Source organism: Chitinophaga japonensis, assembly GCF_007830125.1.
Classification (GTDB): Bacteria; Bacteroidota; Bacteroidia; order Chitinophagales; family Chitinophagaceae; genus Chitinophaga; species Chitinophaga japonensis.
In genome coordinates this window covers 262,410-281,802 of sequence record NZ_VLLG01000002.1, presented here as the reverse complement: position 1 = coordinate 281,802, position 19,393 = coordinate 262,410, and the positions used below count along the sequence as shown (strand labels likewise).

The following is a 19,393-nucleotide window of genomic DNA, read 5'->3' as shown; positions in this document are numbered from 1 at the left end:
GCAGCACATCAGATTATGGCATTAACGGAAAAAGAATTACAGCGCTTCCATCTTCCCATATCCGTACCCGGTATGGGAGTGGCTATGCAGGAAAAGCTCAGGGAAACAAGATTACTGGTAGTAGGCGCCGGCGGCCTGGGCTGCCCGGTGATACAATACCTCAGCGCCAGTGGCATCGGCGTGATCGCCATTGCCGACTACGGCGTGATATCGGATGAAGATATGCCCCGCCAGCCGCTTTACCAGATGCAGGACCTGCGCAAGCACAAGGCTAAAATGGCATCCAGCCGTTTGTGGGCCAGCAATCCTTTTACCAAACATTATCCCCTGCTGGTGCAGGTAAAACCGGAGAACATAGCGCAACTGATCGCGGAAATAGACCTGGTGATAGACTGTTCCCAGCACGGGCCCACGCACCTGGTGATCAACGATGCCTGCCTGGTGCATAACAAGCCCTTTGTAACAGGCGAGGTGCATAACTGGGTATCCTGGTGGGGCGGGTTCAATATGCCGCAGGCAGATGGGGCGGTATCCGCTTCCTACCGCTGCAGCGCCGCCCTGGCAGAAGAGTACCGCAATTTTGACGGCGGCGCCATGGGCGTTACGCACGGCGCTACCGGGCTGCTGATGGTGAACGAGATACTGAAATACCTGGCAGCGGTGCCCGACGGGCTGGTCAACAAATTTTACAGCATGGATTACCTGCATAACAAGTTCGAGGTGCATACCCTGAGCCCCGATCCTGCCGTGATCGCACAAACGAAAGCAGATGGCATACTGACGGCAGCCGACTACGGGCTGGAAATAGTGCCGGACGTAGAGGATTAATCCTTCTCCTCCGCCAGCATGCCCCCTTTGGGACCTATTTTCAGCTTGTGTTGTACGCCCAGCTTCAGCGCATAGTTCTCCACCTGGTGGCCCGAAGGGAAGTTATAGCATACCGGGTAGTCATAGTCCTTTACAATATTGGCAATGATCTCGTATTCATTTTGCCCGAAGGGGGTGGTGGTTTCCCGGCTGTCCACGAAGGCGCCTACCACCAGCCCGGCCAGTTTGTCCAGCCAGCCGGCGCGTTTCAGGTTGTACATCATGCGGTCCACGTTGTACCGGTATTCCCCGATATCTTCCAGCAGCAGTATTTTACCGCGGGTATCCGGCTGGGAGCGGGTGCCGGACAGGTTGGCCAGCAGGGAGAGGTTGCCGCCCACCAGTACGCCGCTGGCCTGTCCCGGCCGGTTCAGCGCATGGGGAGCAAATGCATAGCGGGAGGCTTTGCCCCGGAGCGCCTGCCGCAGGCTGTTCACATAGGCGTTGTCCGCCGTTTCCGGCGTAATGCCGCTACACATCAGCGAGTGCAGGGTGGCAATGCCCAGGCGTTGCTGTACGTGGGTGTGCAGGGTGGTCACATCGCTGTAACCGCATAGCCATTTAGGGTTTTTGCGGAAGCGGGAAAAATCGAGCTGGTCCAGCAGGCATACCATGCCGTAGCCGCCGCGGCCAAACACAATGGCCTTTATATCGGGATCGTCCAGCATGTCCTGCAGCTCTTCCAGCCGCAGCTCGTCGGGCGCCGAAAAGTTATGGAAGCTGGTGCCCACAGTAATGCCCATGTGCACGTGGTATCCCCAGGAGCTGAGCACCCCGGCCGCGTATTCGGCCGTGGCCAGTTCCATTTTGCTGCTGCTGCAGGTGATACCTACCAGGTCGCCTTTTTTCAGGTAGGGCGGAATTTTTATCATTCTAGTGCGCTTTATTTACCTTTGCGATCAGTTCATCGGTTTTAAAAATAAACCAATATACCCAGCAAACTAACAAACCCTTGAACATTTAAGTATTGTTTAAACGGATATGGCAAAATTTAATAGATATTTAATAACGGCTGCTTTACCCTACGCCAACGGGCCGGTGCATATCGGTCACCTGGCCGGCTGTTATTTACCGGCAGATATATACGTGCGTTACCTGCGCGCAAAAAAGGCGGATGTAAAGTTCATTGGCGGTACGGATGAGCATGGGGTGCCCATTACCATCAAGGCTATGCAGGAAAACATTTCCCCCCAGGATATCGTTGACAAGTACTATAACATTATCAACGAGAGCTTTGCGGAAATGGGCATATCGTTCGATATATTTTCCCGCACCTCCCGTCCCGTTCATCATGAAACCGCTGCGGATTTCTTCCTGAAAATGTATAACGACGGCCGCTTCGAGGAAAAGGAGAGCGAGCAGTACTTTGATGAAGTAAAGCAGGTGTTCCTGGCGGACCGCTACATTATCGGCACCTGTCCCAATTGCGGCAATGAAAAGGCCTACGGCGACCAGTGCGAGCGCTGCGGCAGCTCGCTCAGCCCCGAGGAGCTGATCAACCCGCGTTCCGCCCTCAGCGACGCGGTGCCGGTAAAGCGCAAGACCAAACACTGGTACATGCCCCTGCAGCAGTACGAGCCCTGGCTCCGTGAATGGCTGCTGGAAGGACACAAGGAGTGGAAGAACAACGTGTACGGGCAGTGCAAAAGCTGGCTGGACAACGGCCTGCAAAGCCGCGCCATGACACGCGACAGCAACTGGGGCGTAAAAGTGCCCCTGCCCAATGCGGAGGGTAAGGTGCTGTATGTATGGTTTGATGCGCCCATCGGCTACATATCCGCCACCAAGGAGTTGACGCCCGACTGGGCTGATTACTGGTGCCGGGAGGATACCAAGCTGGTGCACTTTATCGGGAAGGATAACATCGTGTTCCACTGCATCATCTTCCCCGCCATGCTGAAGGCGCACGGTGGCTTTGTGCTGCCGGAGAATGTGCCTGCCAACGAGTTCCTGAACATTGAAGGGGAGAAGGTATCCACCTCCCGCAACTGGGCCGTGTGGGTGCATGAATATGTAAAGGACTTCCCGGACCAGCAGGACGTGCTGCGCTACGTGCTGTGCAGCACCGCCCCGGAAACCAAGGACAATGACTTTACCTGGAAGGATTTCCAGGACCGGAATAATAACGAGCTGGTAGCTATTTTGGGCAACTTCGTGAACCGCACCATGGTGCTGATGCACAAGCTGTGCAAAGGCAAGGTGCCGCCTTTCCATACCGATGTAAAGGACGACAAGGATGATGCCGTGCTGGCCGTACTGCAAAACGCCAAACAGGAAATAGAAGATGCGCTGGAAAATTTCCGTTTCCGCGATGCGCTGCAGGCCATGATGAACGTAGCCCGCGAAGGCAACCGCTACCTGCAGGAAAAGCAGCCCTGGATACTGGCCAAAACGCCTGAGCTGCAGGAGCAGCACCAGGCGCTGATAGACAACTGCCTGCACCTGTGCCTGCAGTTGACCGCCAACCTGGCTATTTTCTGCAATCCCTTCCTGCCCTTTACCGCCAGGAAGATCTGCCACATGCTGAAGGTGGTGGACCGCATGCTGGAATGGGAGAACGCCGGTAGCCTGAAGCTGGTGAGCGTAGGCTATTCTCTGCGTCCGCCGGAGCTGCTGTTCAAAAAGATAGAGGATGAGCAGGTAGCTGCGCAGGTGGAAAAGCTGCGCGCCGGCCTGAAGCCGTCATCCACCGCGAATGCCGAACCCGCTGCGCCGGCCGCTGCATCGGCGCCGGCCGCACCGCAGAAACCGGAGATACAGTTTGATGACTTCGCCAAACTGGACCTGCGTGTAGGCACCATCCTGCAGGCGGAGAAGGTGGAAAAGGCGGACAAACTGCTCAAGCTGCTGGTGGACATCGGTACCGAAAAACGTACAGTCGTATCCGGTATAGCTATGCATTTCAGGCCCGAGGAGATCGTGGGCAAACAGGTGACCCTGGTAGCCAACCTGGCGCCCCGCAAAATGCGCGGTATTGAAAGCCAGGGCATGATCCTGATGGCAGAAGATAATGGTAAGCTGGTGTTTGTAAACCCGGCGGAAGCGGTAAGCCCGGGAAGCGGGGTGAGCTGAGTATGAGATAAGTGGAAGGGAATGCACAGTGCTGGTATGCTATGCGCTGTGCATTCGCTTTTTTAGTGTAAATTCGTACAAAGTGTTATACTATGGGCGCACCGTCATTGGATAGTGAATTTATGCAGTATTGGCTGCGATTGACAAGTGTTGAAAAAGAATCCCTCTTAAGCGTGGCCAAACATTATGTTGCATTAAAGGACGAAGTTGGCCGCATCAGCATAAAGCAATATAACCAGGAAATAGAAGCGGCCATGGAACGTATAGATGCCGGCGAATTTTATACGCATGAGCAGGTAGTGGAAATGTCAAAAAACTGGTTAAGTGGCAGGTAGAAAAGTTGCCTGGGGCAAAGTCGCCTTGCAACAGTTTAATACAGCCATTGAATATATAAGTGAGATTCTGTTCAAAATGCAGAAAAGGTGAGGGTTGAGATATTGGAAAAGATAGAGCCGTTAATGGATCATCCTGAAATATACCCTCCAGACAAATATAAATTGAACAATGATGGCAATTACAGGGCTTTTGAATGCCAACGCCTGAGAGTGGCCTATTATGTATCAGATGCTGCCATCAGGATATTGCGGGTACGTCATACCGGCCGCGAACCTTTAACCTACTGATATACCTGGCATATAATATAAAGTCCTCTCTCCAAACATAAAATCCCCTCCCTTTGTACGCCGAACCTCAAAAAGTCCTAAATTCATTGATCGAAAGACTGAAACAAAATTTTTATCGCTAAAGGCTACCAGCGCTATGAAACCGAGCAGCGATGCAAGGTTCCATCCGGCCGCCCGATCAATTGAAAACTTTATTAACGGATAACGGATGAAAAGACACATCAACAAAATAGCCGTCCTCGGCTCCGGGGTTATGGGCTCCCGCATCGCCTGCCACTTTGCAGGTATCGGCGTGCAGGTGTTACTGTTGGATATTGCCCCTAAAGAACTGAATGACGCGGAAAAAGCAAAGCAGCTATCTTTAGACAGCCCTGCTGTAAAGAATCGCATCGTTAATGATGCCCTGCAGGCAGCCCTCAAATCCAACCCCTCTCCCGTATTTACAAAAGATGTGGTCAAACGCATACAGACCGGCAACTTTACGGACGATATGCACCGTATTGCAGACTGCGACTGGATCATAGAGGTAGTGGTGGAGAACCTGGATATCAAGCGCTCCGTGTTTGACCAGGTGGAAAAATACCGCAGGCCCGGCAGCTTTATTACTTCCAATACTTCCGGCATCCCCATTCACCTGATGACGGAAGGCCGCAGCGACGACTTTAAAAAATATTTCTGCGGCACCCACTTCTTCAACCCGCCCCGTTACCTGCGCCTGCTGGAGATCATTCCTACCCCGCATACCGATCCGGAGGTGGTGGATTTCCTCATGCACTACGGCGACCTGTACCTGGGCAAAACCACCGTGCTGTGCAAGGATACGCCGGCCTTTATCGCCAACAGGATAGGCGTGTTCTCCATCATGGCCATCTTCCATATCATGCAGGAAATGGGGCTGAACATAGATGAAATAGACGCGCTCACGGGGCCTGTAATAGGCCGCCCGAAATCAGCCACCTTCCGTACCGCCGATGTAGTAGGGATTGATACGCTGGTGAAAGTGGCGAAGGGCGTGGCGGAGAACTGCCCGCAGGATGAGGCCCGCAACATATTTGAGATACCGCCCTTCCTGCAGAAAGTGGTGGAGAACAAGTGGCTGGGCGACAAGACCGGCAGCGGCTTTTACAAAAAGACCAAAGGAGAGGGCGGCAAGGAGATACTGACGCTGAACCTGCAGACCATGGAGTATGGTCCCCGGCAGAAGCCTAAATTTGCCAGCATAGACGCTGCCAAACAGGTGGAGGACCTGAAGCAGCGCATACGCATGCTGTCCGCAGCCGGCGATAAGGCCGGGCAGTTCTACCAGTTATTCCATGCCCACCTGTTTTCGTATATCTCTCACCGTATTCCCGAAATAGCGGACGACATTTATAAAGTGGACGACGCCATGAAAGCCGGTTTTGGCTGGGAAATAGGCGCCTTTGAAACCTGGGACCTGCTGGGTGTGGAAGCCACGGTAAAGGCGATGGAAGAGAAGGGCTTTAAAGCGGCCGCCTGGGTAAAGGATATGCTGGGCAAGGGCATCCAACAGTTCTATAAAGTAGAGAACGGGAAAAAGCATTACTATGATGTAGCCAGCGGCGGATACAAGCTGGTGCCCGGCGCAGATACTTTTATTATACTGGAGAATCTTAGCAATAATGTCGTCTGGAAGAACAGCGCCTGCAACCTCTACGACCTGGGCGACGGCGTAGTTTGCATAGACTGGAAAACCAAGATGAACACCATTGGCGGGGAAGTGCTGGAAGGGGTGAACAAAGCCATAGACCGCGCGGAGAAAGACTTCCGTGGGCTGGTGATCGGGAACGACGGCGCCAACTTTTCTGCCGGCGCCAACGTGGGCATGATCTTCATGCTGGCCGCGGAGCAGGAGTACGACGAGCTGGATATGGCCGTGCGCCTGTTCCAGAAAACCACTATGCGTCTCCGTTATTCCTCCATCCCGGTGGTGGTGGCGCCGCACGCGCTGACCCTGGGCGGCGGTTGCGAGATGTGCCTGCATGCGGATAAGGTACAGGCCGCAGCGGAAACCTACATCGGGCTGGTGGAGCTGGGCGTGGGGCTGATACCCGGCGGCGGCGGCACCAAGGAAATGACCGTGCGCGCCAGCGATGAGTTTAAGGAAGGCCGCATCGAGGAGGAGCCGCTGAAAGACCGGTTTATGACCGTAGCCATGGCCAAAGTAGCTACCTCCGGGCAGGAAGCCTATGACCTCGGCATTCTCCGCCCGGGCCACGATGAGATCACAATGAACCAAAGCCGCCTGATTGCCGATGCCAAGCGCAGCGTGATCATGATGGCGGACGAAGGATATACCCGCCCCGTGGAAAGAAGGGACGTTAAAGTGCTGGGCCGTACCGCCCTGGGCGCGCTCCTGGCGGGCATCAACAGCATGTTGTTTGGCCGTTACGTCTCCGGGCACGACGCCAAAATAGCCGGCAAGCTGGCCTATGTGATGTGCGGGGGCGACCTGAGCGAGGCTACGCTGGTAAGCGAGCAGTACCTGCTGGACCTGGAGCGGGAAGCTTTCCTGAGCCTTACCGGCGAGCGCAAAACGCTGGAACGCCTGCAAAGCGTGCTTAAAACCGGCAAACCGATAAGAAATTAGCAAATGTGCAGATGTGCGAATGTGCAAATGAATGGCTTCGCTCCATACATCAGCACATCAGCATATCCGCATATCAAAAAATCAATCTGTGTCCATTCTTTCCCTACACAACATTTCCAAGCGCTATGGCGCTATCCAGGCGCTTTCGGGCGTTAGCTTCGAGGTGCCGCCCGGCTCCGTTTTCGGTATACTGGGTCCTAATGGCAGCGGCAAAACCACGCTGCTGGGCATTGTAACCGATGTGCTGAAGGCCGATGAAGGTACTTACAGCCTTTTTGATGCCCCGCCTGCGGGCCGGCTCCGCCGGCAGATCGGCACCCTGCTGGAAACGCCCAACTTCTACCATTACCTTACCGCCTGCCAGAACCTGCAGGTAGCTGCCGCCATCAAGCAAAAGCCGGAGCAGGACATCAGCCGGGTGCTGGAAATAGCCGGGCTTACTGCCCGCCAGCACTCCCGCTTCAAGACCTACTCCCTGGGCATGAAGCAGCGCCTGGCCATCGCTTCTGCGCTGCTGGGCGATCCCGGTGTGCTGATCCTGGATGAGCCCACTAACGGGCTGGACCCCGCCGGCATTGCCGAAGTGCGGGAACTGGTGCTGCGGCTGGCGGAAACCGGCAAGACCATTATCCTGGCCAGCCACCTGCTGGACGAAGTGGAGAAGGTATGCAGCCATGTGGCCATCCTGCAGAAGGGGAAGTTGCTGCTGTCCGGGCCGGTGAACGAAGTGCTGGCGCGGGAAGATTACGTAGAGCTGTCCGGCCCCGACAACACCGTACTGGAAGCTGTGCTGGCCCGGCATCCCGCATTCAGCCACATCCTGAGTCGTAACGGGCACCTGCAGGTGGTATTCAGCCAGCCGGTGGACCTGGCCGCGCTGAACGCCTACTGTGCAGAGCAGGGCGTATGGCTTAACCACCTGCATATACGAAAACAAAGCCTGGAAAAAGCGTTCCTGCAATTAACCAACAACTGATACCTATGCTGCAGATCATACGGATAGAATGGCTGAAAGTAAAGTCCTACCGCACCTTTTGGATATTGCTGCTGCTGGCTGTGGCCATCATCCCGGCCGCCAATTACATCGGCGCGGAGATCAACAGCGAGATCAGGGACAAGGCCAAAGACCTGATCCCCCTGTCCACCTACGATTTCCCGCTCATCTGGCAAACCATGGCCAGCGTAAACAGTTATATGACCGCCCTGTTCGGCTTCCCGCTGCTGATACTGGTCACCAATGAATTTACCTACAAGACCCACCGGCAGAATGTTATTGACGGCTGGGAACGCCGGGAGTTTGTTCTCGCCAAGCTTTTCTGGTGGCTGGCCCTGGGCGTGCTGGCCCTGCTCATCTCCATGCTGTTTGCCGTGATACTGGGCCTGGCTTACGGTACGCACGCCTTCAGCCTGGAAGACTCCAGGTACATGTTCTATTATTTCCTGCAGGTGGAGGTATCCCTTGCCATTGCCCTGCTGATTGCCATGCTGGTAAGGCGGGCCGGCCTGGCCATTGTACTGTACCTGGCCTATACCATGATGATAGAGCAGGTGCTGGTGGTGACCATTAAACGGTATGTGGGCGAGGTAGGGGGGCTGCTGCCCCTGCAGGCCGGCGATGAGCTGCTGCCTTTCCCCATTGTTGGTAAGCTCATGAGCAGCGCGAACAGGTTCGATGATGGGGTGTATCTTCTCATGTTACTGGTATACATTGCGTTAATGATCTTCCTGGTGTTCCGCAGAATGCTGAAAACGGATTATTGATAAAATCCCAAATCCCAAGACCCAAATTCCAAAATACGACGACAGACGATCAATAATGGAAGCTATGACCGATTGTTAAGTGTTTGCTATCATTTTGGAATTTGGGGTTTGGAAACCGGAATTTTTGGATTTTGGGATTTGGATTTTGGAATTTTTATATTTGTAACAAGTAAAAGTGGAATGTGATGGCAGATGAAAGGACCATATTAGTTACCAATGACGACGGAATAACGGCGCCGGGTATACGATCCCTGATAGAGGCGGTGAGCCACCTGGGCAGGATAGTGGTGGTAGCCCCGGACAGTCCCCAGTCGGGCAAAGGGCATGCTATTACCATCGGCGTGCCCCTGCGGCTGGACCGGGTGGATATTTTCGGGGATATTGAGGCCTGGCAATGCTCCGGTACCCCCGTGGACTGCGTAAAGCTGGCCCGCGACAAGATACTCCACCGCAAACCGGATATCTGTGTCAGCGGTATCAATCATGGCGCCAATCACTCCATCAATATCATCTATTCCGGCACCATGTCTGCCGCCATGGAAGCGGCGATCGAAGGCATTCCCTCCATAGGCTTCTCTTACCTGGACTATAGCTTTGCAGCGGATTTCACCCTGCCCAAACAGGTGGCTGCGGAGGTAACGCAGAAAGTACTGGAGAGCGATCTGCCTCCGGGCACCCTGTTCAATGTAAACATTCCCCTGCTGGGCAGCAGGGATGATTTCCGGGGCATTAAGATATGCCGGCAGGCCAATGCCAAATGGGTGGAGGAATTTGATGAGCGCAGGGACCCCCGCGGCAAAAAGTATTTCTGGCTGACCGGCGAGTTCAAGAATATGGATCACGGGGAGGATACGGATGTATGGGCGCTGGAAAATGACTATGCTTCCCTGGTGCCGGTACAGTTTGACCTGACGCACTATAAGCTGAAAGAACGGCTGGAAGCAGAGTGGAAATTATAAATTAAATGTGCGCACATCCGCACATCCATACTATTATGTTCAAAAAAGACAATCTCCCCTTTGGTATCCTGCTGGGGCTGCTTACGCCTGTTGTTGGTTTCTTTTTATACTATTTGCTGGTATTTTTGCCGCGCCGGATAGGACTGGGCGAGTTCATGGATGTGCTGCTGTCCAACCGGCAGATGTTGCCCAAGGTGATCAGCATCTGCCTGGTGCTGAACGGCGTGGTCTTTTACCTGTACACCCAGAAAAGACGGGACATCACAGCCAAAGGCATTTTCCTCGTCACCATGCTGTATGCCATCACCATCTTACTGTTAAAACTCATACATGGATAGCAATTAATAATGAATAATTAGAATTAATAAACGTGGCGCAGGTGTTTCACAACAGCATGCATGTCCGTAATTATTAATTATTCATTCTTAATTATTAATTAAGATGAAATATTACCTTATAGCAGGAGAAGCGTCAGGAGACCTGCACGGCAGCAACCTGGTCCGGCAGTTGAAGCAACTGGATACCGCTGCGGACATCCGCTGCTGGGGCGGCGACCTGATGCAGCAGGCGGGCGGCCAGGTGGTGAAGCATTACCGCGACCTGGCTTTTATGGGATTTGCGGAAGTAGTGATGAACCTGCGCACCATCCTGCGCAACATGGAGTTTTGTAAACAGGATATCCTGGCCTACCGGCCGGATGTGCTGGTGCTGATAGACTATCCCGGCTTTAACCTGCGTATTGCAGAATGGGCGAAGGCACAGGGGCTTAAGATCGTGTACTATATTTCGCCGCAGGTTTGGGCCTGGAAAGAGAGCCGGGTAAAGAAAATAAAGGCCTGCGTGGACCGTATGGTGTGTATCCTGCCTTTTGAGGAGGATTTCTATAAAAAGTGGGAGTACCCGGTGGAGTACGTAGGCCATCCTTTGGTGGAGGTGATCCGCGCCGCAAAGGAAAGACCCGCCGATCCGCCCTTTTCAGACAAGCCCATCGTGGCGGTGTTGCCCGGTAGCCGGCGGCAGGAGGTAAGCGTAAAGCTGCCGATCATGCTTTCGATGGCCAGACATTTTCCTGGCTACCAGTTCATTGTGGCGCAGGCCCCCAGCCTGGACGATGCCTTTATGGAGGCGCTTACCGGCGCGCACCCCAATGTATCTACTGTAAAAGAGCAGACCTATGCCCTGCTGCGCCAGGCTACGGCAGCGCTGGTCACTTCGGGCACCGCTACCCTGGAGACCGCCCTGTTTGGCGTGCCGGAAGTGGTGTGCTACAAGGGCAGCGCCGTTTCTTATTTCTTTGCCAGGCGCCTGATCAAGGTAAAATATATTTCCCTTGTCAACCTGGTGATGGACAAACCGGTGGTAAAAGAGCTGATCCAGCATGAGCTGACGGAAGAGAACCTCCTGCGGGAGCTGACCCTCCTGCTGAAGGACGAAACTACCCGCCAGCGCATGAAAGCAGACTATGCGGCGCTCTGGAGCCGCCTCGGAGAACGGGATGCTTCCCGCCTGGCGGCGGAAATCATTTATAATTATGCGGGCTAACGCAGCAGCCTTATCAGCATGATGATCAACGCCACCAGGAACAGGATGATGGAGATCCGGTTCATGCCGTGCATCATATATACATAGCGGGTTTTGGGCGCATCAGGATCCTTCTTGCCTATATACAGGTACCGCAATATTTGCTGCCAGATACTTTTCATCCGTTAATATTTCTTACTGCAAAGATAGCACGGACGGTAATTTCCTACGCAAAACTGTTAAAGAACAATAAGCCCGGGAACGATAATATTTATTATTTTGACCATAACAAACTCATATAAACATTGAACATGCGAAAATTTTGGATGATGGCAGCCGCCTTACTGGCGCTGCATACCGCCTATGCCCAGGAAAAAGAGGAGCAGCCTTATGTGCCGGAAAAGGATCCGCAGGTGCTACAGCAACTCGATGAATGGCAGGACTGGAAGTTCGGGATGATCATCCACTGGGGGCCATACTCCCAGTGGGGCGTAGTGGAATCCTGGAGCATTTGCCCGGAAGATGAAGGCTGGACACAGCGCAAGCCTTATGGCATTCCCTACTATGAGTATCTTAAAAAATACGAAGCGCTGGGTAATACCTTTAATCCCGTGAAATTCGACCCCTCCAAATGGGCGAAAGCGGCAAAAGCTGCCGGTATGAAATACATGGTGTTCACTACCAAGCACCACGATGGCTTCTGTATGTTCGATACAAAGCAGACGGATTACCGGGTAACCGCCCCGCAATGCGCATTCAGCAAAGATCCCCGTGCCAACATCGCCAAGGAGGTGTTTGATGCTTTCCGTAATGAAGGCATACATGCCGGCGCCTATTTCTCAAAACCCGACTGGCATACGGAATATTACTGGTGGCCTTACTTCCCGCCTAAGGACCGGAATGTGAACTACGATGTGAAGAAGTATGCGGACCGCTGGCAAAAGTTCAGGCAATTCACCTATAACCAGATCGAAGAGCTGATGACCGGTTATGGCAAAATAGACATATTATGGCTGGACGGCGGATGGGTGCGTCCCCGGAAAACCCAGACCAAGGAATCCCTTTCCTGGAGCAAAACCCCGCCGCAGGACCAGGATATTGACATGGCCGGTATTACCGCCATGGCCCGCAGGCACCAGCCTGGCCTGATAGTGGTGGACCGCAGCGTGCACGGACCTTTCGAGAACTACCGTACCCCCGAGCAGCAGATACCCGACAAGCCGCTGAGCTATCCCTGGGAAACCTGCATGACCATGGGCGGTTCCTGGTCCTATGTACCGGATGATCAGTACAAGCCCGTGATAAAGATTGTCCACAACCTGGTAGACATTGTGGCGAAGGGCGGCAACTACCTGTTGAATGTAGGCCCCGGTCCGGATGGTCAGTTGCATGAAGCGGCCTATACCACCATGCATGAGATCGGCAACTGGATGCAGGTGAATGGCGACGCCATTTATGGCACGCGCGCCGTAGCGCCCTACAAGGATGGCAAAGTATGCTTTACCCGCAAAAAAGATGGCAGCGTATATGCTATATATTTACTGGACAAGGATGAGCAACTGCCTGCCACGATTTCCTTTAGCGGCATTACACCGGCAAAGGGCGCCCGTGTATCCCTGCTGGGCGCAAAGGAAAAACTGGGCTGGAAGAAAACGGATGGTGCAGTGGAAATAAAGATACCCGCCAGCCTGCAGCGTAAGCCCTGGCAATATGCAGTAGCGATTAAGATAGACAAGGTTTCATAATGAAGTAAAGAGTTAAAAAGTAAAAATTAAAAGCACGGGGAGATGATCACGTGCTTTTAATTTTTTACTTGCCAGGTAGTTAATCAGGATTAAACAGGCCCTAAAAAAAAGTTCCCAATAACGAATTATTAACTCGAAGAATACGATAATTTAGCAATATTGCATTAGTTACTGTTCCTGTATTATATCCTGTTGTTTTATTCGCTTTTCTGTCCGAGGGTTCCACGAAGCCTGTTAAAAAACAGATATTATTAACGTTACGCAAATGAAAAACCAACAGAAAGGATTTAACCATATCCATTGTTAAGATGAATCGTAAAACGAAAATATTACTGGTTGACGATGACTATTATTTCGGGGGGGTCGTTAAGAAGCAACTGGAAGCGAAAGGCTATGATGTAGTGCTTTGCTTTGACGGGGAAATTGCCTGGAAAAGATTCCAGAAAGAAGATTTTGATATTATCCTGCTGGATGTAATGATGCCGAAGAAAGACGGATTTACGCTGGCGCAGGAGATCCGCAGGAAGAACGGGCTGATACCTATCCTTTTTATTACTTCACGCAAACTGGACGAAGACCGGCTGGAAGGGTTCCGGCAGGGAGGAGACGATTACATTACCAAACCATTCAGCATGGCCGAGCTGGAAGCAAGGATCAGGGTGTTCCTGAAACGCACATTGCCCCGGCAGCATGATAATAAGAATGAATTTAAACTGGGTAAGCTGACCTTTAGTGCAGAATATCTCCATGTAAAAGACGCAAATGGTACGATCATTGGCGCCATTACCCCGAGAGAGGTACAACTGATACGGTACTTTAAGGATAATGCCAACCAGATATTGAAACGGGAGGAAATTCTGCTGAACGTCTGGGGCAAGGATGGTTTTTTCAGCGGCCGGAGCATGGACGTTTTCATTACCCGGATGCGTAAACACTTTAAAGCCGATCCCCAGATACAGTTGGAAACCCTGCATAACGTAGGTTTCCGTTTGAATATCCCTGAAGAGGCCGGTCCCGGAGAGGCGGCAGATACCGAATAATAGTTATACCTCATAAAAGTAGTGTTAAACCCATAGTTAATTACTTTGTCATGAACATTGAAAGACGAGAACAGCCCCACCGTCCCCGGGTGGGCAGCAACCGGCCCCCGGCGCCGGGCAGATATGCCGGTAACCAGGAAAACAGGAACAGGTTCAACCCCGGCAACCGGTCCCAGCCCGCAAAAAAAAGCAGGAAGCCCCCCAAACCGCCCCGGCGGGAAAACAAGATCTACTTTATTGCCCTGCTGCCTACCGCGGAAGCCGGCAAGGAGATCATCCGCCTGAAGCAGGAGTTTGCAGAACGTTATGGCGCCCGTTACGCCCTGAAGGTGCTCCCGCATATTACCCTGCAGGTGCCTTTCACGGCAGACCCCCTGCTGGAGCGGGCCATTACTGCGGAGCTGACGGAGTTTGCGGCCAGCCTGTCGCCTTTTGAGGTGAGCCTGAACGGCTTTGGCACCTATCCGTACAAGGAGCAGAAAATATTATATATCCAGGTGGAAAAAGAGCCGGCCATTATGGACACCCACCGCAAGCTCATGAGCTTCCTGCGAAAGGAGTTCGGCTTCAGCAACATGCTGGCCCGGGATATCTTTAATCCGCATATTACGGTCGCTTTCAGGGACCTGACCCCCGAGCAGTTTGAAGCCGCCTGGCCCGAGTACGAGCACCGGCCTTTCAGGATCTCCTTTAAGGTCAACAACCTCTATTTCCTCCGCCATAACGGTACCTCCTGGGAGGTATTGCACAAGTGCAGGCTGGGGGGGCAGTAGCCGCCGGCGCAGGCAGTACGGTGCTCCCTCGTATTGCATTAAATCGTAACTTTAGGGCCGATGGAAACAGTGGCAGTTCAAAAATATAATTTAGACGAAGAACAGGAGAAGAAGGAGATCGTTCGCCAATACCGCGCATTATTAAGGGCCCTGAAACCCCGTCTCAAAAAAGGAGACCGCGAGCTGGTACGTACTGCCTTTGAAATGGCCGCCGATGCGCACAAGGAAATGCGCCGCAAGTCGGGAGAGCCCTATATCCTGCATCCCCTTGCCGTAGCACAGATCTGTGTGGAGGAGATAGGGCTGGGCGTTCGCTCCGCCCTTTGCGCCCTGCTGCACGATACCGTGGAAGATACGGAAGTGACCCTGGAAGACGTGGAACGCGAATTTGGCAGCGAGATCGCCCACATCGTGGACGGCCTCACCAAAATATCCACCGTTATTGATTCCAGCACCAGCACCGCCCAGGCGGAAAACTTCAAGAAAATACTGCTTACCCTGGCCGATGACCCCCGGGTGATCCTGATAAAACTGGCCGACCGCCTGCACAATATGCGCACGCTGGACAGCATGAGCCGGGAAAAGCAGTTGAAAATAGCGTCGGAAACGGTGTTCATCTACGCCCCCCTGGCCCACCGCCTGGGCTTGTACAATATCAAGTCCGAGATGGAGGACCTGGCCATGAAGTACACCGAGCAGCAAACCTACCGGGATATCGCCAAAAAGCTCAAGGAAACCAAGCGGGAGCGTACCCGTTATATCAATGAGTTCATTAAGCCCATTAAGGAAGTGCTGCAGGAGGAGGGGTATAACTTCGAGATCTACGGCCGTCCCAAATCCATTCACTCTATCTATAATAAGATAAAGACCAAGGGCGTCACCTTTGAGGAGGTGTACGACCTGTTTGCCATCCGCATTATCCTGAACACCCCGCTGGAAAAGGAAAAGGCGGACTGCTGGAAGGTGTATTCCATTATCACGGACTTCTACCACCCCAGCCCGGAGCGTACCCGTGACTGGCTCAGCAACCCCAAGTCCAACGGCTATGAAGCCCTGCACGTTACCGTAATGGGCCCCCAGGGCAAATGGGTGGAGGTGCAGATACGCTCCAAGCGCATGAACGACTATGCCGAGAAAGGCCTGGCCGCCCACTGGCGCTACAAGGAAGGCAACCAGGTTTCCTCCAGCCAGGAGTCCAAGTTTGACCAGTGGTTTACCCAGATCCGGGAAATACTGAACAATCCTGATTCCAACACCCTGGACTTCCTGGCCGACTTCAAGAGCAACCTCTTTACCGAGGAGATCTATGTATATACTCCCAAAGGCGACCTGAAAATACTGCCCATCGGCTCCACGGCCCTGGATTTCGCGTATTCCATCCACAGCGCCATCGGCAACAAGTGTATCGGCGCCAAGGTGAACTATAAGCTGGTGCCCCTGAGCCATAAGCTCCGCAGCGGCGACCAGGTGGAGATCATTACCTCCAACAAGCAGAAACCTTCCGAGGACTGGCTCAATTTTGTGCTCACCGCCAAGGCCAAATCCAAGATCAAGGACGCCCTCAAGGAAGAGAAACGGAAGATAGCCATGGATGGAAAGGCCGCGCTGGAGCGCAAGCTGGACCACCTGAAGATATCCGCCAGCCAGCACAACATTAACGAGCTGGTGCAGTTTTACAAGCAGCCGTCCCCCCTGGACCTCTACTACCAGATCGCCATCCGGAACATTGATCTGAAAGAGCTGAAGCAGTTCAACGTACTGGGCGACAAGCTGGAGCCGCCCAAACCGGTAAAACAGCCGGAGCACGCGCCCGAAGACCACGGGAAGCACCACCAGTTGCCCAACAAGAAGGAGGCGGAGCTGATCATTTTCGGGGAAAGCTCGGACAAGATCGCCTACAAACTGGCCAACTGCTGCCGCCCCATTCCCGGCGACGACGTGTTTGGCTTCGTTACCGCCAGCGAAGGGCTGAAGATACACCGTACCAACTGTCCCAATGCCGCCCAGTTGCTGGCCAACTACGGCCACCGGGTGGTAAAGACCAAATGGGTGAAGAACCGGGAGATCTCCTTCCTCACGGGCCTCCGCATTGTCGGTATGGACGATGTGGGCGTTATTCACAAGATCACCAACATTATTTCAGGAGAGCTGAAGATCAATATCGCCGCCCTTACCATCGAATCCCGGGAGGGGCTGTTCGAAGGCCTCATCAAGGTGTATGTGCACGACAAGGAGGAGCTGGACGAGCTGGTGGAGCGCCTGAACAGGCTGGAGGGCATCCAGTCGGTCAACCGGCTGGAAGAATAAATAATAAATAAAAAAGTAAAAAGCAAAAGTTATTTTCGTGAATATCCATAGGGTAACGGGTTTTTTGCCTTTTTACTTTTTAGTTTTTACTTAATTTCGCCCTTCTTTTCTAAACTTACACAAATTATGGTAGATGTTTTGTTAGGCCTGCAATGGGGCGATGAGGGCAAGGGAAAGATCGTGGATTACTTTGCAGGTAAATATGACGTGATAGCCCGCTTCCAGGGTGGGCCTAACGCAGGGCACACTTTGTATATCAACGACCAGAAGGTGGTGCTGCATACCATTCCTTCCGGGGTGTTCCACAAAAATACGGTGAACCTCATCGGCAACGGTGTGGTGCTGGACCCCGTTACCTTCCGCCACGAGTGCGATGAGGTGACGGCCCTGGGAGTGGACCTGAAAAAGAACCTGTTCATTGCCGAAAGGACCCACATTATTGTGCCCACCCACCGCGCGCTGGACAAGGCATCTGAAATGGCCAAAGGCCATGAGAAGATCGGCTCCACCCTCAAAGGCATTGGTCCCGCTTATATGGACAAGACCGGCCGCAACGGCCTGCGTGTAGGCGATGTGCTGCAGCCGGACTTTAAGGAGAGGTATGAGAAGCTGAAACAGAAGCACCTGCATTTGCTGGCAGGCTACGATTTCCAGGAAGACATCAGCGAATGGGAGAGCGCCTTCTTCGCCGCCGTGGATTTCCTGCGGCAGATGAATATCGTGAACGGGGAGTATTTCCTGAACGAGAAGCTGAAAGCCGGTCAGCAGGTGCTGGCGGAAGGCGCGCAGGGCAGCATGCTGGATGTGGACTTCGGCACCTATCCCTTTGTTACTTCTTCCAGTACTATTTCCGCCGGCGTGTGCACAGGGCTGGGCATAGCGCCCAAATGGATACGGGAAGTGATAGGCGTTACCAAGGCATATTGCACCCGTGTAGGCAGCGGACCGTTCCCTACGGAGCTGCACGACGCCACCGGCGAAAAGCTGCGCGAAATAGGAAGGGAGTTTGGCGCCACCACCGGCCGGCCGCGCCGTTGTGGCTGGATAGACCTGGTAGCCCTGGATTACACCTGTATGCTCAGCGGCGTTACCCAGTTGGTAATGACCAAAAGCGACGTGCTGGACGCATTTGACGAAGTGTACGCCTGTACCGCCTACCAGGTGAACGGGCAGCAAACCCGGCAAATGCCCTTCCAGCTCACGAACGGAGATATAAAACCGGTATGGGAAAAGTACAAGGGCTGGAGCGATGAAGCAGCCGCCAAAAGCAAGCAATACAATGAGTTACCCGCAGAAATGAAAACATTTGTGACCGCCGTGGAAGCTTACCTGAACGTACCTGTGAAATACGTTTCCAACGGGCCTGGGAGAGATCAGATACTCGAAAAATAAACTCAAAAAATTACAAAAAAAAAGAGAGAAAAAAAATTTGGCGAATAAAAAAAACTGTTAAAACTTTACGCTCAAGAAACCGGGCACGCATAAGAGAACTATGCTATTGCGAGGTTCCCTGAGGCCCTTCAAAAAGGTCAAATATTTAACGAATGAAATAAGTGAACCTATTATGAAATCGAAATCTGATAAAGAAAAAGAGACAAAAAAAACTACTTCTCCAAAGTCAACCAAAGGCGCTACCCCCAAATCTGAAAGCAAGCCCAAAAAAGAAGTAGAAGAAGAGGATGAGGAAGATGATGAGGAGGAAACTCCCCGTAAATCTGGTGTTTCTAAAAAATCAGATAAATCAGCCTCAAAAAACAGCCGCAGGGGTGATGATGATGACGATGACCTGGATGATGACGATGACCTGGATGAGGAAGACGACGCCTGGGAGAAAGGGGAGGATGAAGATTACGATCCTGACTTTGAAGAATTTGATATGCCCAAGCCGAAAGCAAGGCGCGGCCGTCCCGGCAAGAAAGCTGCCGACGACGACGACGACCTGGGTTTTGATGATGAGTTCAAAGACATGGACCTGTTCAATGATAGGTTCGATGACGATGATGATGATTTCTAAGCTTTAAAACAAAGCATTATCAGGATATTTCACGATTTCCCAGTAACGGATCATAAAGTTTTTAAACAGCAAATGTTGAATTGGTCAAACCGGTTCAACATTT

The 19,393-nt window shown here is 52.9% G+C and carries 18 protein-coding genes; 16 read left to right on the top strand and 2 right to left on the bottom strand.

All coding sequences use genetic code 11. The features are described from left to right. Nucleotides 1–15 precede the first annotated feature (15 nt). Entirely contained in the window at nucleotides 16–828 is an 813-nt protein-coding gene (locus tag LX66_RS01060) for a HesA/MoeB/ThiF family protein (protein WP_145710039.1), read from the top strand. Here the strand turns inward: LX66_RS01060 and LX66_RS01055 are convergent. Continuing rightward, entirely contained in the window at nucleotides 825–1,739 is a 915-nt protein-coding gene (locus LX66_RS01055) for a S66 peptidase family protein (protein WP_244620252.1), read from the bottom strand. The two genes, LX66_RS01060 and LX66_RS01055, sit on opposite strands and share 4 nt — an antisense overlap. Before the next feature lie 109 nt (nucleotides 1,740–1,848). Here LX66_RS01055 and metG point away from each other — a divergent pair, with 109 nt between their 5' ends. From metG to lpxB, 9 genes are all read left to right on the top strand, one after another. Next, entirely contained in the window at nucleotides 1,849–3,939 is a 2,091-nt protein-coding gene (gene metG, locus LX66_RS01050) for a methionine--tRNA ligase (RefSeq protein ID WP_145710038.1), read from the top strand. A gap of 173 nt (nucleotides 3,940–4,112) precedes the next feature. After that, nucleotides 4,113–4,274 carry a hypothetical protein gene (locus LX66_RS28120; protein WP_158642500.1) on the top strand — a complete coding sequence of 54 codons (162 nt, stop codon included), beginning with the start codon at nucleotides 4,113–4,115 and terminating at the stop codon, nucleotides 4,272–4,274. Nucleotides 4,275–4,361: 87 nt separating this feature from the next. Continuing rightward, entirely contained in the window at nucleotides 4,362–4,562 is a 201-nt protein-coding gene (locus LX66_RS28590; protein WP_145710037.1) for a type II toxin-antitoxin system RelE/ParE family toxin, read from the top strand. Nucleotides 4,563–4,770: 208 nt separating this feature from the next. After that, a complete protein-coding gene (locus LX66_RS01040) occupies nucleotides 4,771–7,170 on the top strand; it encodes a 3-hydroxyacyl-CoA dehydrogenase/enoyl-CoA hydratase family protein (RefSeq protein ID WP_145710036.1) in 2,400 nt (799 codons plus the stop codon). Nucleotides 7,171–7,258: 88 nt separating this feature from the next. Beyond that, nucleotides 7,259–8,146: an ABC transporter ATP-binding protein gene (locus tag LX66_RS01035; protein ID WP_244620251.1), complete on the top strand. Its 888-nt coding sequence runs from the start codon at nucleotides 7,259–7,261 to the stop codon at nucleotides 8,144–8,146. 5 nt (nucleotides 8,147–8,151) lie between these two features. Beyond that, the gene (locus LX66_RS01030) at nucleotides 8,152–8,931 is read left to right on the top strand and encodes an ABC transporter permease (RefSeq protein WP_145710034.1); all 780 of its coding nucleotides are present in this window, start codon (nucleotides 8,152–8,154) and stop codon (nucleotides 8,929–8,931) included. Nucleotides 8,932–9,116: 185 nt separating this feature from the next. After that, nucleotides 9,117–9,890, top strand: coding sequence for a 5'/3'-nucleotidase SurE (surE, locus tag LX66_RS01025; protein ID WP_145710033.1), 774 nt, complete (start codon nucleotides 9,117–9,119; stop codon nucleotides 9,888–9,890). Between the two features lie 35 nt (nucleotides 9,891–9,925). Further along, on the top strand, nucleotides 9,926–10,228 hold the full coding sequence (locus LX66_RS01020) for a hypothetical protein (protein ID WP_145710032.1): 303 nt from the start codon (nucleotides 9,926–9,928) through the stop codon (nucleotides 10,226–10,228). 103 nt (nucleotides 10,229–10,331) lie between these two features. Next, entirely contained in the window at nucleotides 10,332–11,432 is a 1,101-nt protein-coding gene (gene lpxB / locus LX66_RS01015; protein ID WP_145710031.1) for a lipid-A-disaccharide synthase, read from the top strand. On the opposite strand, the gene LX66_RS28255 is transcribed toward lpxB, so the two are convergent. Continuing rightward, nucleotides 11,429–11,593: a DUF6728 family protein gene (locus LX66_RS28255; protein WP_170232332.1), complete on the bottom strand. Its 165-nt coding sequence runs from the start codon at nucleotides 11,591–11,593 to the stop codon at nucleotides 11,429–11,431. The genes lpxB and LX66_RS28255 overlap by 4 nt on opposite strands. A gap of 129 nt (nucleotides 11,594–11,722) precedes the next feature. Here LX66_RS28255 and LX66_RS01010 point away from each other — a divergent pair, with 129 nt between their 5' ends. From LX66_RS01010 to LX66_RS28115, 6 genes are all read left to right on the top strand, one after another. Further along, nucleotides 11,723–13,156, top strand: a complete 1,434-nt coding sequence (locus tag LX66_RS01010; protein ID WP_145710030.1) for an alpha-L-fucosidase — start codon at nucleotides 11,723–11,725, stop codon at nucleotides 13,154–13,156. Between the two features lie 308 nt (nucleotides 13,157–13,464). Then, nucleotides 13,465–14,196 (top strand): response regulator transcription factor, encoded by a 732-nt coding sequence (locus tag LX66_RS01005; protein ID WP_145710029.1) that lies wholly within the window; start codon nucleotides 13,465–13,467, stop codon nucleotides 14,194–14,196. A gap of 50 nt (nucleotides 14,197–14,246) precedes the next feature. Continuing rightward, nucleotides 14,247–14,969, top strand: coding sequence for a 2'-5' RNA ligase family protein (locus tag LX66_RS01000; protein ID WP_145710028.1), 723 nt, complete (start codon nucleotides 14,247–14,249; stop codon nucleotides 14,967–14,969). A 60-nt stretch (nucleotides 14,970–15,029) separates the two neighbouring features. Next, nucleotides 15,030–17,276 carry a RelA/SpoT family protein gene (locus tag LX66_RS00995; RefSeq protein ID WP_145710027.1) on the top strand — a complete coding sequence of 749 codons (2,247 nt, stop codon included), beginning with the start codon at nucleotides 15,030–15,032 and terminating at the stop codon, nucleotides 17,274–17,276. A gap of 126 nt (nucleotides 17,277–17,402) precedes the next feature. Further along, nucleotides 17,403–18,668, top strand: a complete 1,266-nt coding sequence (locus tag LX66_RS00990) for an adenylosuccinate synthase (RefSeq protein ID WP_145710026.1) — start codon at nucleotides 17,403–17,405, stop codon at nucleotides 18,666–18,668. A gap of 172 nt (nucleotides 18,669–18,840) precedes the next feature. Further along, nucleotides 18,841–19,290 carry a hypothetical protein gene (locus LX66_RS28115; protein WP_158642499.1) on the top strand — a complete coding sequence of 150 codons (450 nt, stop codon included), beginning with the start codon at nucleotides 18,841–18,843 and terminating at the stop codon, nucleotides 19,288–19,290. The last annotated feature ends 103 nt before the right edge of the window (nucleotides 19,291–19,393 follow it).

What these genes read in the sequence shown, in the direction of transcription:
- metG (WP_145710038.1), top strand. Translation starts at nt 1,849, where the DNA reads ATGGCAAAATTTAATAGATATTTAATAACGGCTGCTTTACCCTACGCC.
- LX66_RS01040 (WP_145710036.1), top strand. Translation starts at nt 4,771, where the DNA reads ATGAAAAGACACATCAACAAAATAGCCGTCCTCGGCTCCGGGGTTATG.
- LX66_RS01060 (WP_145710039.1), top strand. Translation starts at nt 16, where the DNA reads ATGGCATTAACGGAAAAAGAATTACAGCGCTTCCATCTTCCCATATCC.
- LX66_RS00995 (WP_145710027.1), top strand. Translation starts at nt 15,030, where the DNA reads ATGGAAACAGTGGCAGTTCAAAAATATAATTTAGACGAAGAACAGGAG.
- LX66_RS28255 (WP_170232332.1), bottom strand. Translation starts at nt 11,593, where the DNA reads ATGAAAAGTATCTGGCAGCAAATATTGCGGTACCTGTATATAGGCAAG.
- LX66_RS00990 (WP_145710026.1), top strand. Translation starts at nt 17,403, where the DNA reads ATGGTAGATGTTTTGTTAGGCCTGCAATGGGGCGATGAGGGCAAGGGA.
- LX66_RS01030 (WP_145710034.1), top strand. Translation starts at nt 8,152, where the DNA reads ATGCTGCAGATCATACGGATAGAATGGCTGAAAGTAAAGTCCTACCGC.
- LX66_RS28115 (WP_158642499.1), top strand. Translation starts at nt 18,841, where the DNA reads ATGAAATCGAAATCTGATAAAGAAAAAGAGACAAAAAAAACTACTTCT.
- LX66_RS01010 (WP_145710030.1), top strand. Translation starts at nt 11,723, where the DNA reads ATGCGAAAATTTTGGATGATGGCAGCCGCCTTACTGGCGCTGCATACC.
- lpxB (WP_145710031.1), top strand. Translation starts at nt 10,332, where the DNA reads ATGAAATATTACCTTATAGCAGGAGAAGCGTCAGGAGACCTGCACGGC.
- LX66_RS01005 (WP_145710029.1), top strand. Translation starts at nt 13,465, where the DNA reads ATGAATCGTAAAACGAAAATATTACTGGTTGACGATGACTATTATTTC.
- surE (WP_145710033.1), top strand. Translation starts at nt 9,117, where the DNA reads ATGGCAGATGAAAGGACCATATTAGTTACCAATGACGACGGAATAACG.
- LX66_RS01000 (WP_145710028.1), top strand. Translation starts at nt 14,247, where the DNA reads ATGAACATTGAAAGACGAGAACAGCCCCACCGTCCCCGGGTGGGCAGC.
- LX66_RS01055 (WP_244620252.1), bottom strand. Translation starts at nt 1,739, where the DNA reads ATGATAAAAATTCCGCCCTACCTGAAAAAAGGCGACCTGGTAGGTATC.
- LX66_RS01020 (WP_145710032.1), top strand. Translation starts at nt 9,926, where the DNA reads ATGTTCAAAAAAGACAATCTCCCCTTTGGTATCCTGCTGGGGCTGCTT.